This is a genomic window from Ferrimonas pelagia, assembly GCF_039543565.1.
In the GTDB taxonomy this organism is placed as follows: Bacteria; Pseudomonadota; Gammaproteobacteria; order Enterobacterales; family Shewanellaceae; genus Ferrimonas; species Ferrimonas pelagia.
On record NZ_BAABJZ010000022.1, the window covers coordinates 66,972 to 80,876 of the forward strand.

Annotated in this window: 10 protein-coding genes; 3 read left to right on the plus strand and 7 right to left on the minus strand. The window is 57.0% G+C overall.

Features of this window, described 5'->3' with window-relative positions; all coding sequences use genetic code 11:
- Window positions 1-6: 6 nt before the first annotated feature.
- The 4 genes from oppC to ABEA08_RS08070 form a co-directional block, all read right to left on the minus strand.
- Window positions 7-921, minus strand: coding sequence for an oligopeptide ABC transporter permease OppC (oppC, locus tag ABEA08_RS08055; RefSeq protein ID WP_345334780.1), 915 nt, complete (start codon window positions 919-921; stop codon window positions 7-9).
- 3 nt (window positions 922-924) lie between these two features.
- The gene (oppB, locus tag ABEA08_RS08060) at window positions 925-1,851 is read right to left on the minus strand and encodes an oligopeptide ABC transporter permease OppB (protein ID WP_345334781.1); all 927 of its coding nucleotides are present in this window, start codon (window positions 1,849-1,851) and stop codon (window positions 925-927) included.
- A 48-nt stretch (window positions 1,852-1,899) separates the two neighbouring features.
- Window positions 1,900-3,519, minus strand: coding sequence for a peptide ABC transporter substrate-binding protein (locus ABEA08_RS08065; protein ID WP_345334782.1), 1,620 nt, complete (start codon window positions 3,517-3,519; stop codon window positions 1,900-1,902).
- 410 nt (window positions 3,520-3,929) lie between these two features.
- Window positions 3,930-4,361, minus strand: a complete 432-nt coding sequence (locus tag ABEA08_RS08070) for a secondary thiamine-phosphate synthase enzyme YjbQ (RefSeq protein WP_345334783.1) — start codon at window positions 4,359-4,361, stop codon at window positions 3,930-3,932.
- A gap of 73 nt (window positions 4,362-4,434) precedes the next feature.
- Between ABEA08_RS08070 and ABEA08_RS08075 the strand changes: the two genes are divergently transcribed.
- Entirely contained in the window at window positions 4,435-5,445 is a 1,011-nt protein-coding gene (locus ABEA08_RS08075) for a cytochrome-c peroxidase (RefSeq protein WP_345334784.1), read from the plus strand.
- Window positions 5,442-7,259: a hypothetical protein gene (locus ABEA08_RS08080; protein WP_345334785.1), complete on the plus strand. Its 1,818-nt coding sequence runs from the start codon at window positions 5,442-5,444 to the stop codon at window positions 7,257-7,259. The genes ABEA08_RS08075 and ABEA08_RS08080 overlap by 4 nt, the downstream gene beginning before the upstream one ends.
- Window positions 7,260-7,267: 8 nt before the next feature.
- Here the strand turns inward: ABEA08_RS08080 and alr are convergent, their stop codons facing one another.
- Window positions 7,268-8,344 carry an alanine racemase gene (alr, locus tag ABEA08_RS08085; protein ID WP_345334786.1) on the minus strand — a complete coding sequence of 359 codons (1,077 nt, stop codon included), beginning with the start codon at window positions 8,342-8,344 and terminating at the stop codon, window positions 7,268-7,270.
- Between the two features lie 3 nt (window positions 8,345-8,347).
- The gene (dnaB, locus tag ABEA08_RS08090) at window positions 8,348-9,757 is read right to left on the minus strand and encodes a replicative DNA helicase (protein ID WP_345334787.1); all 1,410 of its coding nucleotides are present in this window, start codon (window positions 9,755-9,757) and stop codon (window positions 8,348-8,350) included.
- Window positions 9,758-9,841: 84 nt separating this feature from the next.
- On the opposite strand from dnaB, the gene ABEA08_RS08095 reads away from it, so the two are divergent.
- Window positions 9,842-12,025 (plus strand): S46 family peptidase, encoded by a 2,184-nt coding sequence (locus tag ABEA08_RS08095; protein WP_345334788.1) that lies wholly within the window; start codon window positions 9,842-9,844, stop codon window positions 12,023-12,025.
- 45 nt (window positions 12,026-12,070) lie between these two features.
- Here ABEA08_RS08095 and ABEA08_RS08100 read toward each other — a convergent pair whose 3' ends face one another.
- The gene (locus ABEA08_RS08100; RefSeq protein WP_345334789.1) at window positions 12,071-13,300 is read right to left on the minus strand and encodes a BamA/TamA family outer membrane protein; all 1,230 of its coding nucleotides are present in this window, start codon (window positions 13,298-13,300) and stop codon (window positions 12,071-12,073) included.
- Window positions 13,301-13,905 lie beyond the last annotated feature (605 nt).

Genomic DNA, 13,905 nt, shown 5'->3' on the forward strand with positions numbered 1-13,905 from the left:
CCTCCTTTAGCGGTCTTTGGGATCCAGCGCGTCACGCAGACCGTCGCCGATGTAGTTAAAGCAGAACAGGGTCACCACCAAAAAGGCCGTCGGGAACGCCAACTGCCACAGCGCCACTTCCATGGTCATGGCGCCTTCGTTCACCAGCGCCCCCCAAGAGGTGTAGGGCTCCTGTACGCCCAGCCCTAAGAAGCTTAAGAAGGATTCAAACAGGATCATCGATGGCACCAGCAAGGAGGCGTACACCACCACAATGCCTAAGGTATTGGGCACCAAATGACGCAGGATGATGTCCTTGGTCGGCGTGCCCGCCACGATCGCCGCCTCGACAAACTCTTTCTTCTTCAGGCCCAAGGTCAGGCCACGCACGATCCGCGCCATGTCCAGCCAGGACACCGCGCCGATAGCGAGGAAGATCAGAAACAGGCTGCGACCGAAGAAGGTCATCAGCAGGATCACCAGGAACATGAACGGAAAGGAGTTGAGGATCTCCAGGGTTCGCATCATCACATTATCGGTACGGCCACCGACATAACCGGCAATGGAGCCGTACAAGGTGCCAATCAACACCGCCACGAACGCGCCGAGAATGCCGACCATAAAGGAGATCCGGCCGCCTTCCAGGGTGCGCACAAACAGATCGCGGCCGAGGAAGTCGGTGCCAAAGTAGTGGCCATTCATCAATGACGGCGCCGAGGCCATGTTGGCCCAGTCCATCTCATCGAAGGTGTACTGCGACATAAAGGGGCCGATCACCACCAACACGGCGATAAAGGCCAGTACGCACAAAGACACCACGGCGGCGCGATTGCGCAGGAAGCGGCGGCGGGCATCAGCCCAGAGGGAGCGCCCCTCCACTTCCAGCTCGCTGGCAAATGCCTCGACCGCGTCGTTATTTTGTTTTTGAGTCAGGGTTTGCATCGGTTAGCTCTCCACTCGAATACGTGGATCGATCAGGCCATAGACAATGTCGACGATGGCGGTGAACAGGATGGTCAGCGTGCCCACCAGAATGGTCAGGCCCAGCACCAGGGAGTAATCCCGGTTCAGTGCGCCGTTAACAAAGTACTGGCCAATGCCCGGAATACCGAACACGGTCTCGATCACCACTGAGCCGGTGATAATGCCGACAAAGGCCGGGCCTAAATAGGACACCACCGGCAACATGGCGGGCTTGAGCGCGTGTTTAAAGATAATGTGCTTCATCGGCAAGCCCTTGGCGTGGGCCGTGCGGATAAAGGGCGCGTTGAGCACCTCGATCATCGAGCCGCGCATGATACGGGCGATGGAGGCCATATAGAGAATGGCCATGGCAGAGACTGGCAACACCATGTACATCCAAGCCCCGTCATGCCAACCGCCCGCCGGCAACCAACCCAGCTTGACCGAGAAGATCAGCACCAGCACCGGCGCCAGCACGAACGAGGGCAAGACCACCCCCACCATCGCCAGGCTCATCACGGTGTAATCGATCCAACTGTTTTGCTTGAGCGCGGCCACCGTGCCCAGTGCGGTACCGAAGATCACCGTAAAGATGAACGCGACGACACCCAGCTTGATGGAGATGGGGAAACTCTGCGCCACCAGCTCATTCACGCTGTAATCGCGGTATTTGAAGGAAGGCCCCAGATCGCCCTGGGCCAGATCCTTGAGGTAATACAGGTACTGCTGCCACATCGGCTTATCCAGATGGTACTTGGCTTCGATATTGGCCAGGACCTCCGGCGGCAGATTAAAGTCCCCGGTGAAGGGGCTGCCCGGTGCCGACTGCATCATAAAGAATGACAGCGTCATCAAAATAAACAGCGTCGGGATCGCCATAGCGAGGCGACGCACGGAAAAACTCAACATGCCTTAACTCCTTGTGTCGTAAAACACAGACTTCCTTGGCCACGCCTCTTAATGGGCGATGATGTACATATTCTTGCTGTAGATGGTGTCTTCGACGTTGTTCATCGGATACCCGCCCACATAGGTCTTCACCAAGCGGGGCTTCACCATTTCGTAGATCGGCATGATCGGCATCTCTTCGAGGATGATCTCTTCGGCGCGGGTGTAATACTTGGCCCGCTCCTCGTCGTCCGCGATCAACCGTGACGCCGCCATCACCGCATCAAACTCTTCGTTCTCCCATTTGCCCTTGTTCTGGCCATGGGTTGAGAGCAGAATGTCCAGCATGGTGGAGGCGTCGTTGTAGTCGCCAACCCAACCGGCACGGGCCATCTCGAAGCGGCCCTGATTGCGGGTATCGAGGAAGGTTTTCCACTCCATGTTTTCCAGACGCACCCGCACACCCAGCGGCTTCCACAACTGGGAAACCACAATGGCGATCTTCTTATGGTTCTCGTTGGTGTTGTACAGCAGGTTGATCAACAAAGGACGATCAGGCCCATAGCCCGCCTCGGCCATCAAACGCTTGGCCTCCGCCATGCGCTCCTCCTGAGTCCAACTGGCGTACTCGACCTCCGGTGGGGTAAAGGCATTGACCGACTGGGGTGTCAACGTGAAGGCCGGGCGCTGACCTTGACCCACCACATAGGTGGTGATCGCTTCGCGATTCACCGCCAGTGACAGCGCTTTACGCACCCGCTTATCGTCAAACGGCGGCACCTTGGTATTGAACTCGTAGTAGTACACACCCAGATACGGGGTGATACGAATGTCATCCGGGATCTCTTTTTGCAGCGACTTAAAGTGCTCCAACGGGATCTCACTGGTGAAATCCAACTCACCGGCCTTGTAGCGGGACAGCTCGGTGTTGGCGGATTCGATCGCCATGTAAGTGACTTTATCGATAATGGTGTTGGCGTTATCCCAGTAGGTCGGGCTGCGCTTGAGAATAATGCGCTCATTCACCACCCAACGCTCCAGCGTGTAAGCGCCGTTGGTCACCATATTCTCAGCACGGGTCCAGCGATCGCCAAACTCTTCCACCACGCGTTGCGGCACCGGAAAGGTGTTCTGGTGCGCCAGCATCTTCACAAAGTAGGGTACCGGCTGCTCCAGAACGACCTCAAAGGTTCTGTCATCCACGGCACGTACCCCCAGCGTTTCCGGGGCCATCTGGCCACGAATGATCTGAGATGAGTTGGTGACCGTGGCGATCTCCTGATACCAGGCGTATTGCGAAGCGGTTTCCGGATCCACCGCACGACGAAACGCGAACACGAAGTCATGGGCGGTGACCGGATCGCCATTGGACCATTTGGCTTCCTTGCGAAGATGGAAGGTAAAGGTCCGGTTGTCCTCGCTAATGTCCCAATGGGTGGCTGCTGCCGGAATGGTGTTGCCATCGGCATCCTGCTGCACCAGCCCTTCGAACAGATCTTTGGTGACTGCTGAGCCCGGCGTGCCTTCCACTTTTTGCGGATCCAACGAGGCCGGCTCAGTACCATTGCCTTTGATCAACTCCTGCACCGGGTGCAGCTCTGTTCCTTCCGGCACCTTGGCCTGCGCCATCGGCCAAGCCGATACCAGCAACAGACTGAGCCCCACGGCTTTGATTATGGTTTTTGCCATGTACAGCGTGCTCCCTGATTGTAATGCTTGTTTTTTAAACTTCCCAGGAACCTCGATGGCTTGCGCCAAATCAGGTTAAGATGTTGTTAAATTATTATTATGCGGCGTAAAGTTCGCCAAAAATCCCTTTCAGAATAACAAAACATCAATAAGGAAACAGGTGATGTCACATCAGACTATTTTATGATTACCCCTCAACAACATTATAAAGCCCCAACAGGCAGTGAATATGACCACAGCCAGCAAGCATGTGAGCCCGATAAACTGGCAAGAACCCATTTAGGCAGTGATAGATGCAAATGCCAAAAAACAACAAACTGAGTAAGATAAGGCTAAAAAAGAACGATTTACCGCAAATAGCACGCGACTTAACGCCACACTCACATCACATGGCCCACCAAATCACCCACTCAATCAAACTGGCCCTGAAGCGTCATCACCACGCTGCGCGCTCCACCGTGCTCGCGGTGCTCACCCATATAAATCCCCTGCCAGGTGCCGGTCAATAATCGCCCCTGAGCCACCGGGATAGACAGGCTGCTTCCGAGCAAGCTGGCCTTCAGATGGGCGGGCATATCGTCGGGCCCCTCATACGTGTGACGATAATAGGGCGCCCCTTCTGGTACCGTCCGGGAAAAATGGCTTTCAAAATCCTGTCGCACGGTCGGATCGGCATTCTCATTTAAGGTCAACGACGCCGAGGTATGCTGAATAAAAAGATGCAAGAGACCCACCTGGCATCGATGCAATTCGGGCAGATGAGCCAATAGCGCCTCATCGATCAGGTGAAACCCCCGTGCTTTAGCAGGAAGGCGGACAACCCGCTGGATCCACTTCGTCATATCTCCTCCTGGATGTATTTTTGTCGCGTTCTGCTCTATAGATAACACTAAGCAAATAGAAAAAGGCACAAGGATGCGCCCTCTCATCGCCGCGTCAATGTTGGCACCATGGCTTTTACTGTGTCCGCTCTCCGGCTGTACGCCCGCGGCAGAAGCCCCCCCGACTTCAATGAGCGCCTCCGTTCGCGTCGTGGCGCCGAGCCAAGATCGGATCACCCGCCCACTGCCACTGTTTGATCCCTACAAGATCGATCTAGCCGTGGCACAATTGGGCAAAGACCTGTTTGAAGATCCCCGCTTGTCGAGCAATAACACCGTCAGTTGCGCGACCTGCCACGAAATGACCGGCTATGGCACGCAAGCGCTGGCAAACTCGCCCGGGGTTCAAGGTGTGGGGCCGCGCAACTCACCGACCGTCTTCAACGCCAGCCTCAATCCAATGCAATTTTGGGACGGTCGAGCCCTGACATTGGAGCAACAGCTCGACGGGCCCATTCACAACCCGCTGGAGATGGACAGCAGCTGGCCGCAAGTCATCGACAAGTTGCAGCAAGATCCCGTACTCTCGGAGCGATTTAACACGCTGCTGAATCAACCCATCTCAGAGCAAAGCATCAAATACGCCATCAGCTATTTTGAACAGCAATTGCTCACGCCCGATGCGCCGTTTGATCAACACCTGCGCGGTGATCATGCCCTCACCTCCGATGCCAAAGCCGGTTGGCAGCGCTTCGTCTCACTCGGTTGCGCGCAATGTCACCAAGGCATCAACCTGGGCGGCAACATCATGCAAACCTTCGGACTAACCCATCGCCACAGCGATAATCTGAGCGACATGGGCCTGCGTGAGCTCACCGGCGATGAGCGTGACACCTTAGTGTTTCGGGTTCCCAGCCTCAGAAACGTCGCCATGACCGCGCCGTACTTTCACGACGGTTCCGTCAACCGACTGCGCGATGCCGTTGAGATCATGGCCATGAGCCAACTCGGCAAATCCTTATCAGAGCAGGAGCTCGATGAGCTCGTCGCCTTCTTATCCAGCCTGACCGCCCCTCCGCCTCCTATATTGGCCCTGCTGCAATGACCTGGTACAAAGCGCTCAATCTCACCCTGGTTGTGGCACTGATCTGCGCAGCCCTCTACGTCGGCGATCAACTGCAGCGACACAAAATGCAGATGCAACTCACCCAACAGCAGATCACCGAATTACGGCAGATCCACGCCGAAAGCAATCAGATAATGAAACGGGTGACCCAGTATCAGGTCAAACCCGCTAAAAATCTCGACACCTTGTCGCATGCGGCAACGCGTCTGCAGCTGCGTGCTACCTTCTTAGCGGCGCAATATCCCGAGTTTGGCGCGACCTCACGCCTTATCAATGAATTCAGCTATCAAACCCTGCGGATCATCCGTCACCAGATCGCCTACTACAGCAGCGCCGATGCATTAATGCTGATCCTCGATGAGCAGGCAAGCCAGGCGACACCTGAGCAGGCCCGTGCCATTGCGCACCTGCGCCACGGCTATCTGGCGGAATTCGGCGCCCCGATCTCCGCCACCCAGTTAACCCCATACCTAAGCACCCTCTCTCCGATCGCCCAGGCCCTTCTGGTCGCCCATGGCGCCGTGCATCAAACAGCCCGGGAGCAACATGCCAGTGCGGTTCGCCATTTTTTGGCGCTGCCCTTGCTACAAACACTCGGCGACAGTGAGGCCCTACTCGGCAGCGAATTGCGGCAACAGCAGCTCACCGATCAGCGCCTGTTCAATCGGTTGTCCTTGGCCACCTTGCTGATGCTGCTGTGGTTCATCGCCAACCTGAGCCTGGCCTTTCGCCGCCAAAAACATCGTGCCAACACCAAAGTACGCTATTTCGATATCACCCTATTGAGCTTTACCCAGGAGTTGCAGGAGTTTCTGCACGAAACCCGGGCAAAGAGCCAGACCTCCCCCACCGACAGCTTGCCCCGCAGCGTACAGGCCGGGCTAGACCGGTTGCAGCACAGATTCACCCCGTTATTGCAGTTGGCCAATATGCCGATGCTTGAGCTGTTGCCAGCCAAAGACGGCGAGCTGGATCTTTGGCTGGAGCAATGCCTGCAATCGGTTGAGCAATCAGTTGAGCTGAACCACTGTGCGGTCTGGCTCTATTGCCGGGAGGGCACCCCTAGACGTCTGCGTGCTCAGCAAGGCCTGGTGCGCTTAGCCATCGAGGATCTCCTCCTGTCCGCCGCCCAGAGCCAAAAGCCCGAGGTGATCGTAGAGCTCAGTAAAGCCGGCGCACATCAGCTCCATATTCAGTTTGAACACCAGCAGGGGGCTTGGCCGGAGGCGCTTTTGGCAGCGCTCAAAGAACCCAGCGAAACCATGTTGTTTGGCTTGGGGTTAACCTTAGGCCCCTACCTAAGGCTGCTGCTGACGCTCAAGCAGGTGGAGTTGGCCGGTGGCGAATGCACCTTGTCCAATCATAAAGGCGGGGGGCGCGCTGAGATCTTCCTTCCGGTGACTTGGCATAAGGAGTTGGCCGAGTCACCCTCGGGGCAGCCCACTGTCGCGGTGTTGAGCGGAAAAAATGCCCAGAGTCGAGCAGTGCTGAGCTGGCTCAATCGCAGCGGCTATCCGACATTCGCGGGATCGGATCTGCACTCGGTCGCCGGCGCATTGAGCAAGCCTGATGTATCCGCGCTGATCATCGCCGAGCCACGCCAGCTCAGCAGCGAAGCCCTGCAGACGCTACGCAAACGGCATCCGTCGATCCCCTTGCTGGTTTGCGGTGACTGGCAAAATCCGGTGCTGGATCACCATCGCTGCATCAACCTGCCGCTGTATGGCGCAAAGCTACGCCAACACATAGAGCAAACCAACGCCGCCGATGAGCGGCCTCGCAGTTGGGCCTGACACCGGACTCAATTGATATAGCGGTATTGCACCCGAGCCGTGGTGCCGCAGAGCAACTCGTATGGGATGGTTTCGGCCCGATCGGCGATCTCCTCCACCGGCAGCCCTTCGCCCCACAAAACCGCATCGTCGCCAACCTGGATCGGCGCCGAGCCCACCTCAACGGTGAGCATGTCCATACTGACCCGACCCACCATGGGGTAACGCTGACCGTTGATCAATACCGGGGTGCCGGACACAGCATGACGCGGGTAACCATCGCCGTAGCCCATGGCAACCACCGCGATATGAGTATCCTGCTTAGCCCGCCACGTTTGACCGTAGCCCACCGGCTCGCCCGCTTTGACTTTACGCACGGCAAGCACCTTGGAGCGCATCGTCATCACCGGCTGCAGATCAAAGTGCTCGGCTCGCCCCCCCATCATCGGATTGGCGCCATAGAGCGCCAATCCCGGTCGGATCCAATCGCTGTGCGCCTCAGGTTGCGTGAGCGTACCCGCCGAATTACACAGCGCCTTATCACCCGGCAGACCCTGTACCAGTCGGTGAAAGAGTTCGATCTGGCGCTGAGTCTCTGGGTTGCCCGGCTCATCGGCCACCGAGAAGTGGGTCATTAAATGCGGTGGCTGGATCACATTGGCGCAATGGCTCAGACGTTGATATAAGTCGGGAAAATCCTCGGCTCTCACCCCTAGGCGGTGCATACCACTGTCGATCTTCAGCCAGATCACCACCGGCTGAGACAGGCGGGCCCGCTCGAGCAGACGCACTTGCTCGGCATCGTGGATCACCACATCCAGTTGATGCCTGGCCGCTTGCTCCAGATCGGCTTCCGCGAACACCCCCTCCATCAAGACCAAGCGGGCACGGTTGCCACTCTCCCGCAAGGCCAAGGCTTCCTCGATCCGAGCCAGGCCGAAACCATCAACGTTGTCCAGCCAGCGGGTCAAGGCAACCAGACCGTGGCCATAGGCGTTCGCCTTAACGACCGCCAATAACTTACTGTTGGGCGCGATCGCCCGCAGACGCCGCACATTGTGTTGTAAGGCACTGCGACGGATCTCAGCCACCGGGGAAAATCGCATAGCTCACTCGTCGTATTCGAAGGTATTGCCCGCGTAGTTATCAAAGCGGGAGAAGCGCCCCTGGAAGGTCAAAGGCACCTTACCGATGGGGCCGTTACGCTGCTTACCAATGATGATCTCGGCCAAGCCTTTCTCAGCATTGTCCGGATGGTAAACCTCATCCCGGTAGATGAACATGATCAGATCCGCATCCTGCTCAATGGAGCCCGACTCACGCAAGTCCGAGTTAACCGGACGTTTATCCGCCCGCTGCTCCAATGAGCGGTTCAGCTGTGACAGCGCCACCACCGGACACTGCAGCTCTTTGGCCAATGCCTTCAATGAACGCGAGATCTCAGCGATCTCCAAGGTTCGGTTCTCGGACAGTCCCGGCACCTGCATCAACTGAAGGTAGTCGATCATGATCATGGAGATCCCGCCGTATTCCCGCGCAATACGCCGAGCACGGGAGCGCACCTCGGTCGGCGTCAGGCCAGAGCCATCATCGATGTACATCTTGCCCTGCTCCATCATTAGGCCCATGGTGGAGGAAACACGTGCCCAGTCTTCGTCGTCCAGCTCACCGGTACGGATCCGGGTCTGATCGACCCGACCCAAGGACGCCAACATACGCATCATGATCTGCTCCGATGGCATCTCCAACGAGAAGATCAGCACGGGTTTGTCTTCATTCATCATCGCCTGCTCACACAGGTTCATGGCAAAGGTGGTTTTGCCCATCGACGGACGCGCCGCGACGATGATCAGATCCGACGGCTGCAGGCCCGCCGTCATCTTATCCAGATCCGAATAGCCGGTAGAGACCCCAGTCACCCCGCCACTGGATGGGTTGTTAAACAACTGCTCGATCCTATCCACCGTCTTGGTCAGAACCGCCTTGATGTCTTCCGGGCCTTCGTTGTCGTTGCCGCGGGATTCGGCGATCTTAAAGACTTTGCTCTCGGCCAGATCCAGCAACTGCGAGGAATCGCGTCCTTCTGGATTAAAACCCGCATCGGCGATCTCGTTGGCAACCTTGATCATATCCCGAGTCACTGCCCGTTCACGGACAATACCGGCGTAGGCGGTTAGGTTCGCCACACTCGGCGTGTTACGCGCGATATCAGACAAATACGGAATGCCGCCGATGGACTCCAGCTCGCCGCGCTTGTCCAATTGCTCAGAGACAGTCACCAGATCCAACGGATGACCCTGCTCCAGCAAGATCCCCATGGATTCAAAGATCAACTGGTGGCTACGGCTGTAGAAATCGCCCTTAACCACCTTTTCCGCCACCTGATCAAATAGCTCGCTGTTCAGCATCAGGCCACCCAGCACCGACTGCTCCGCTTCCAGAGAGTGAGGAGGGACCTTGAGCTGATCCACCGTCATCGCTTTCTGGCCAGATCTTTCCTGACCACGTGTTTCCGCCATGTTAATTCCGATACACTGTCGTAAAAATCGAAAGGGGTGGTGTAACCACCACCCCCTAAAAATAGAATAATCGAAGGAACGATGATGCCATTCAAGACAACTCGCCTTGCCCTTCTCGCCCTGCTCGCCGGCTCAGCCACGCAGGCCCTCGCCGACGAAGGGCAATGGCTGCCGCACCAGATCCCCCAATTAAGTCTGCAATTACAACAAGCGGGGATCGCGCTCCCAGCGGAGCAGCTGGCCGATCTGACCCAGCCACCGATGAATGCCGTGGTGGGATTAGGCTATTGTACCGCGTCCTTTGTCTCACCCAAAGGACTGGTACTGACCAATCACCACTGCGCCTATGGCGCCATTCAATTCAACAGCCATGGCGAGCACAACTACCTGGACCAAGGCTTTTTAGCCCCAAGCCAAGCCGATGAGCTCAGTGCCGGCCCCCAAGAACGGCTCTATATCACCGAAGAGGTTCGTCACGTCAGCCAAGATGTCCTCGCAGGCACGGCCCAATTGACCGATGGCTATCAACGACACCAGATCCTAGAGCGCAATCGCAAGGCCCTGATCAGCGCCTGCGAGGCCGATCCCAACTATCGCTGTAGCGTCCGCAGTTATCATGGTGGCCTTGAATATTATCTGCTGCGCCAATTGGTGATCCGCGACGTCCGCTTGGTCTACGCCCCCTCCGAGAGCATCGGCGCCTTTGGCGGCGATATCGACAACTTTGAATACCCCCGCCATGCCGGTGACTTTGCCTTTCTCCGCGCCTATGTTGCCCCCGATGGCAGCCCAGCGGCTTATCATCCGGACAATGTCCCCTATCAAAACAACGGACACCTAACCATCAGCCAGGCTGGTGTCCGGGCCGGTGACGGCGTCCTGGTGGCGGGCTATCCGGGCCGCACCAGCCGTCATCAACTATTGAGCGAACTCAGCTTTGCCGCAACCTGGCAATACCCCACCCAAGCGCAACGCTATCAAGCTCGGATCGACGCCATCGAAGCGCAAACCGATCCCGCCATCACCGTGGCCTACGCCGCGACCCGGGCAGGCTATGCCAACCGCATGAAAAAGCTCAACGGACTGCTCGACGGCTTTCGCAAAACCGACATTGAAGGCCACAAGCAGCAACGCGAAATCCAACTGACAGCCTACCTAAAGCAAAGCGACCAAACCGAATGGCTCACCGAATTACGTCGTCTGATAGCACAGGATCAACAACAGTATCAGGCTGAATTTTATCTCAACAACGCCCAGTCTGGCGCCCTCTTACAGGCCGCCTCCCGCCTATACCGTTGGGCTAAAGAGCAACAGAAACCAGACCCGCAGCGCGAGCCCGGCTATCAAGAGCGCGATCGCCAGTTATTCGTCGCCCGACTCGCTCGACTCGAGCGGCGGTTCGATCCTCGCATGGACAAGATCCTATGGCAGATGGATATCCAGGCCTATCTCAACCAAGAGCAGCGCGATCCACAGCTCGATCAGCAACTGGCACAACTGGATCTCGACAGCCTCTACCTCAATACCGAGATCCTCAGCCAGACCCAACGCTTAGCCTGGATGGCGCGCTCAGCAGCAGAGTTTGAGCAAAGCCGCGATCCCTTACTGCGCATGGCCGTCGCCCTCTATCCAGGCAACGAAACCCGTCGTAAGGCCAACAAAACCCGGCAGGGCGAGCTGGCACAGGCTCGCCCCGCGCTGATGGAAGCCATGCTGCAGTGGTATGACAGCCAGCAGCGGCCGATCTACCCCGACGCCAATGGCACCTTGCGGATCAGCTATGGTCAGGTCGATGGCTATCAAGCCGCCGACGCCCTGTATAAACAGCCCTTTACCCGGCTGGAAGGCTTGCTGGAAAAACACACCGGCCAGGCCCCATTCAACGCGCCGGACAAGGTCATCGCCGCGATCCAAGAGGGCCGAGTCGGACACTATGCCCGGGCCGATCTTAGTCAGAGCATTGAACGGCCTTGGTATTGCCGATTCTGGTCTTGCGCCCAGGCTGATCCGATCCCATTTGGCTCGGTGCCCGTTAACTTCCTTTCCAGCGCCGACACCACAGGCGGAAACTCCGGCTCACCCGTCATAAATGGACAGGGGCAACTCGTCGGCATTAATTTTGACTCCACCTATGAATCGATCACCAAAGACTGGTACTACAACCCGCAGATCACCCGCGCGATCCACGTAGATATTCGCTACATCCTCTGGATGATGAGTGAAGTGGACCAGGCAGAGAACCTGCTCGATGAGTTAACGCTGCAATAACGAAACAGCCCCAGAGTCGCGCTGCGCTCTGGGGCTGTCTCTGGCTCAAAAGGGTTGGTTCACCGCCACCACAAAGCCGCTATCCTCGTCGGAAAACGCCAGATCGACGCGAACCAACACGTTCTCCACCCAAAGGCGGACCCCCATTCCGGCCGACCAGTTAAGATCCCGATGCAACTCGCCCAAATCGAGCGCATCATTCACTCGGCCAGCGCCACCAAAAAAGGCCAGCTCATACCACGGGAAGTTATAGCGATTGATGAAAGGGATCCCAGCCTGAGGCTGCCATGTCGGAACCACCCGATATTCTGCCCCATAAAACAGCGCACTTCGATCATGAAAACGCGCACCACTGTAGCCTCGCATTCGGTCCCATCCCCCCAAGGTTGACTGAACAAACCAGGCGGGCGCCTCGCCAGGATTGTTACTGCCCCCGCTCCAAGAGGGAAGATCCGACAAATACGCGGTCAACGCTAACGCCTGCTGCCTGGCCCAGCCGGATGCACCCAGATCGAAATAATGACGATATTGCAGCTCCCACTTGGTATAGGCTGCACGTTCACTGTCTCCCCAATCTCGATGCAGCTTGACCGTGCCACGATAACCCGACGTCGGCGAGGGCAGGAAGTTACGTGCGTCATGATCCAGATGCAGCGACAACCCTTGGCTAACAAAATCCTGTGCTAGCGTATCAACGGTTCGCTTTTTATAAAAAGACTCCAGTCCTATCGTGGTCAACGCCGGCATTGGCGGCATTTGATACTCACGCTGGGACACTGGTAGCCCATCTCGGATCTCTATCTGGCGGGGACCTAGCACCGCCCCGGCCCCCATCGGCAGAATATAGCGAGCCTTACCAACGAGCTCTAGATGACGCTCCTCGGTATGCACAACATTGGCCTGATCAGAGCCATGACTGCCCGCGGGCAACTCGCCACTGATCTTACGATCGATATACAACGTCTGCTCATTAAACTGGCCCAGGAAGATCTCAGCATCGAAAAAAAGGCGACTCTGCGGCGTTAGCGTGTAGTTATACCCCCCAAAAAAACCAACATAACTGTCGTTTTCTGAGTACGCCCCGATCCCCACGATCTGAGCCTGTGGCTGGCCGATCCCCTGCAGCGAGGCCGCTGCGCCGAGTGAGATCCCCATGCTAGAGGTGGAGAATGCTAAGGGAACAGCAGCATTGCGCGACACCTTCTCTGCGGGCTCCTCCTCCGCCACCACTGGGCAAAGCAAAAACAGAGAAAGAAAAGGAATAAAGCGTCGCATAGGGGCTCCAACTAAAATCAGGCGCAAAGCATACTCGCTCAGCCAAGGGATGTCAGCGCGCACGCCGTATTGATTCAGTTCGAATTCAGTGTAAAAAAGCGGCACAAATCGCACCCGACTTACATGGTATTCGTCCCTGTATAGCTCAACATAAAGCCCCTCTCGACAACATTTCCCAATGCTCAACCGCTGATTTGTAGGCCGTAGAATGAGAGAACTCTCCCCACAAACCCGCCGTCCTGCTTTGTCCCATAACTCACTCAGCGAGCAGCCGACTCGTTGACACAACGCTGGCCGATGAACGACTCACACATGACTCTCGCCACATCATCAGGCGCTCAACCCACACCACCATGATGTGCCGGAAGCACCGATGCCGTAGTGCCGTGGGTAGCAAAGCACGACTGGCGCACTCTGCTTCATATCGGTCACTCTTGATATAAGCGGTTTAGGTGGGATCACAACGCCTTACCCCCAGCAATCGAGTAGGAGGGGGCCTTGCGGCCCCCGTCCTCTCACACCACCGGGCATACGGTTCCGTACCACGGCGGTTCAAGTTAAACCTTTGAGCCGCTGATAATGACCCAGCAGCGATATCAGTCCTA

Excerpts from the sequence above, each read along its gene's own strand:
- alr (WP_345334786.1), bottom strand. The coding sequence starts at position 8,344 with ATGCGATTTTCCCCGGTGGCTGAGATCCGTCGCAGTGCCTTACAACAC.
- oppC (WP_345334780.1), bottom strand. The coding sequence starts at position 921 with ATGCAAACCCTGACTCAAAAACAAAATAACGACGCGGTCGAGGCATTT.
- ABEA08_RS08095 (WP_345334788.1), top strand. The coding sequence starts at position 9,842 with ATGCCATTCAAGACAACTCGCCTTGCCCTTCTCGCCCTGCTCGCCGGC.
- ABEA08_RS08080 (WP_345334785.1), top strand. The coding sequence starts at position 5,442 with ATGACCTGGTACAAAGCGCTCAATCTCACCCTGGTTGTGGCACTGATC.
- ABEA08_RS08070 (WP_345334783.1), bottom strand. The coding sequence starts at position 4,361 with ATGACGAAGTGGATCCAGCGGGTTGTCCGCCTTCCTGCTAAAGCACGG.
- ABEA08_RS08065 (WP_345334782.1), bottom strand. The coding sequence starts at position 3,519 with ATGGCAAAAACCATAATCAAAGCCGTGGGGCTCAGTCTGTTGCTGGTA.
- ABEA08_RS08075 (WP_345334784.1), top strand. The coding sequence starts at position 4,435 with ATGCGCCCTCTCATCGCCGCGTCAATGTTGGCACCATGGCTTTTACTG.
- ABEA08_RS08100 (WP_345334789.1), bottom strand. The coding sequence starts at position 13,300 with ATGCGACGCTTTATTCCTTTTCTTTCTCTGTTTTTGCTTTGCCCAGTG.
- dnaB (WP_345334787.1), bottom strand. The coding sequence starts at position 9,757 with ATGGCGGAAACACGTGGTCAGGAAAGATCTGGCCAGAAAGCGATGACG.
- oppB (WP_345334781.1), bottom strand. The coding sequence starts at position 1,851 with ATGTTGAGTTTTTCCGTGCGTCGCCTCGCTATGGCGATCCCGACGCTG.